The organism is Halalkalibacter alkalisediminis, assembly GCF_028610705.1.
GTDB lineage: Bacteria > Bacillota > Bacilli > Bacillales > Bacillaceae_D > Halalkalibacter > Halalkalibacter alkalisediminis.
In genome coordinates, this window is record NZ_JAQQWT010000107.1 from 1 (window position 1) to 1,621 (window position 1,621).

The 1,621-nt window shown below is 31.8% G+C and carries 1 protein-coding gene; it reads right to left on the minus strand.

Translation table 11 applies throughout. The features are described from left to right. Positions 1 to 465 precede the first annotated feature (465 nt). The gene (locus PQ474_RS26030; RefSeq protein ID WP_273848483.1) at positions 466 to 1,047 is read right to left on the minus strand and encodes a VanZ family protein; all 582 of its coding nucleotides are present in this window, start codon (positions 1,045 to 1,047) and stop codon (positions 466 to 468) included. Between the last annotated feature and the right edge of the window lie 574 nt (positions 1,048 to 1,621).

Sequence of the window (1,621 nt, forward strand, 5' to 3'; positions counted from 1 at the left end):
CTTTCATCCAAGTGTTTTGAAATCCTGCGAATAAGTGAGTATTTGAGAGCTATATGAATCTAACTGAGGGAGCACAATAAGAAAAGGAGCTGTCGTTATAACTGCTCCTGCTCTTTCGTTATAGCTTCCGTTAATTTCCGTAGTGCTTTTCAATGGAAAATCGCATACAAAAGCTTTCTATGTATAAGATTTATATTGGTAGAGTGGTGCACTTGAATTGGAGTGGCGGGCATGATAGCCTGTTTTGGCTGAGCCAGCAACCTTTGTTTTATCTGGCTCCTTGGCTCCATTGTCATGCCCGCAGAGGCTCCAATTCAAGTGACAAAGTGCTTGTACTCCCTATTAGAAAAGCTTCGAAATTTTTATGCTAATAATTTTAAAATGTTATTTAATTTAATCAAAGCACTACACTACATTTAAGAACAATCTTCACAATCACCAAAGCTAAAGATAAATTCATGAAGATTATGCATTTACTTTTTGTTTCTTGTAATAAATACTACTATATAGTTTTTTTAGCTGCTCAAAAACTAAGTAGCCTAAAAAACCACCTAAAGTATTTAATATTAAGTCATCAACATTAAAACTTCGCGGGTATGTGAAACCTAAATAACCTAATATAATTTGTAATGTCTCTATTCCGAAACTAACAGAAAAAATTATAGTAACAGCTTTTTTGATGTTATGCACCTTAAATATTGACAGATAAACTCCTAATGGCAGTAGTAGAAGTGCATTATAAAACGATAATTTTACAGCATTCCAAAAGAACCAATTATAACCTGAATTATTATAATGATTTATTAAATCACCTACGAAATAGAATGGTATGAGTTGAATATTAGAATCCCAACTCCAGTAATTCTCAGCAAGAGGTGGAATATGGATACCACCAGTTATTTGTTGCATTACGTTTATTGCGTAAACCAGAAAACTAAGGACTATTAACCTTCTAACCATATTTTTCTTGCGTTTTTTTAACAGGTCAATAATGAAATACAAAACAATAATAACTATTCCTATACTAGCTACATTTATTAAATACAATTTTATTCTCCTTATCTTTATATACCATCAACTCATTTAAAAGAACTGTTATCCTTCTCTTATAAGCGCTACGGTCAGTTTAACAACTTATATTTTTATCTCTATTTTCTTCTAAAATCTCTATTACACGAATGTTTTGGTTCTCTATACTCTTTAACCGTTTTTCAATTATATTTGAAGAAAGAAACACAATAGTATAAAACAATAACCACAGTTGCTACTCTTTTTTTAGATTTCAAATCGACATTCTCTCCCTTTGCCTTTTTAAACTCTTCTGCTCCGTTAGCTTAAGTACATTTCTTCACAATCTTCTCTATATACTTTAACATAAATATCCAATTTCCTAACTGAGTTTTATTCCACAATCTGGCCCTTTTCATGAAGAAAGACGCTTTCCTTATTTCAGAAAAGCGCCTATAGTTGAATATCACCGAATAGTAAAGTGAAGGAAAATAAAAACTCTCATGTATACAATCTATAAGTAATCTAAATTCGCCACTGTTATTGACATCCTTAAATGCCCCAAAGTTGACGGTATTGCCTATCCAGAATTAGACGATTATAATGTCCATAT